At 67.3% G+C, this 1,789-nt stretch carries 2 protein-coding genes; both read left to right on the top strand.

Features of this window, described 5'->3' with window-relative positions; translation table 11 throughout:
- Positions 1-774: helix-turn-helix transcriptional regulator (locus tag G3N93_RS39150; RefSeq protein ID WP_206135441.1), on the top strand; the 774-nt coding region annotated here is incomplete at its 5' end.
- Positions 775-897: 123 nt separating this feature from the next.
- Positions 898-1,789: phosphopantetheine-binding protein (locus tag G3N93_RS39145; protein ID WP_241026893.1), on the top strand; the 892-nt coding region annotated here is incomplete at its 3' end.

Here is a 1,789-nt window from a genome sequence, read left to right as displayed (position 1 = left end):
GGCCTCGTGCAGAGCGGGCAGTTGCGTTGTCGCGTTCCGGGCCAGCCCGAGCAGTGCATCAAGGGGCCGGGCCTGTGCGTGATCGCCAACGACGGTGAATTCACGACGCACCAGATCTACGACCGCGACACGCCGCTGCGCTACACGATCGTGCAGCTCGGCCTCGATGCGCTCGACCGCAACCTGAGCCTGTTGCCGGAGAAGATGCTTGCGCCGACGGGCGGCGATCCGCGCATCGTCAGTTGCCCGGCGTCGAAGGCGCTGCAGGCGCTCGCGGTGCAGATCGCGACGTGCCCGTTCGAGGGCGCGGTGCGCGAGTACTACCTGAAGGCCAAGGCGTTCGAGCTGACCGCGCTGAGTGCGCAGCTGCTGGCGACGCAGCGGCAGTTCGCGCCGGCCGACGTGCGCGTCACGTCGTCGGACGTCGAGCGCGTGTACGCGGCGAGCGACATCCTGACGCGCGAGCTGCAGCAGCCGCCCACGCTCGATGCGCTCGCGGGCCGGGTGGGGATGAATTCGCGCAAGCTGACGGCCGGTTTCCGCAAGGTGTTCGGCACGAGCGTGTATGCGTACCTGCAGGAATACCGGTTGCGGACTGCGCACGCGATGCTGTGCGCGGAGGACGCGAACGTGTCGACCGTCGCGTACCGGGTCGGCTACAGCCCCGCGCATTTCTCGATCGCATTCCGCAAGCGTTACGGCATTTCGCCGAGCGATATTCGTGCGTCGTCGAACGCGATCGACGACATCGAGATGGAGAGCGCGGCAATCTAAAACAACTGACCGGCAGCCTAAAGCAATCGATCAGGCTCATGGGTGTGAATGAGATAGATTCTCATTCACGGGTGGCCGCCGCCGCGCGGATCCGCCATCGAACGACCCATACAAGGCGTGCCCATGAGCCAGACCGCTGTCGATTTCCGTATCGATCATTCCGATCCTTTCAGTTTTTCTCCCATAGCCTTTCGCTCGCAGCTCGTCGTGATGATCGCCGAGCTGCTCGACGAGCCCGTCGACGAAATCGCATCGCTCGACGATGACGAGGACCTGCTGAGCTGCGGCCTCGATTCGATCCGGTTGATGTATCTGCAGACGCGCGTGAACCGCCTCGGCTACGCGCTGACGTTCGATGCGCTCGCGCGCACGCCGACGCTCGGCGCGTGGGCCGAGCTGCTCGCGAATGCGCCACGCGTCGCCCCCGCGGCGCCTGACGTCGAGGCTGACGAGGTGGTCGACGTCGACGTGCACGCGCCATTCGATCTGTCGGCGGTGCAGCAGGCGTACTGGCTCGGCCGCGGCGACGGCGAAGTGCTCGGCAACGTGAGCTGTCACGCGTTCCTCGAGTTTCGGTGCCGCGCGATCGATCCCGCTCGCCTCGATGCGGCGTGCCGGCGTGTGCGCGAGCGCCATCCGATGCTGCGTGCGTGCTTCACCGGTGGCCGCCAGCAGATCGTCGCGGCGCCGGACGCGCCGGTGTTCGCGCATGCGGACTGGCGCGACAGGACGGCCGCCGATGCGGAAACCGAATGGGCGTCGCTGCGCGCGTTCCGGTCGCACGAATGTCTCGACGTCGAGCACGCGCAGGTCTTCTTGATGGGGCTCGTGCAGATGCCCGACGGCGAGGATCGCGTCTGGCTGAGCGTCGACCTGCTCGCGGCCGACGTGGACAGCGTGCGGTTGCTGATGCAGGAGATCGGCGCCGCGTACGCCGAACCGTCGGCGCTGCCCGATGCGCCGTCGACGTGGTTCCCGGCCTGGCTCGCGCGTCGCGCGGCCGATACGCGCGATG

This window comes from Burkholderia sp. Se-20378 (genome assembly GCF_017104665.1).
Classification (GTDB): Bacteria; Pseudomonadota; Gammaproteobacteria; order Burkholderiales; family Burkholderiaceae; genus Burkholderia; species Burkholderia lata.
Note: the sequence above shows the minus strand (reverse complement) of the source record. Positions and strands in the feature narration are given on the sequence as shown.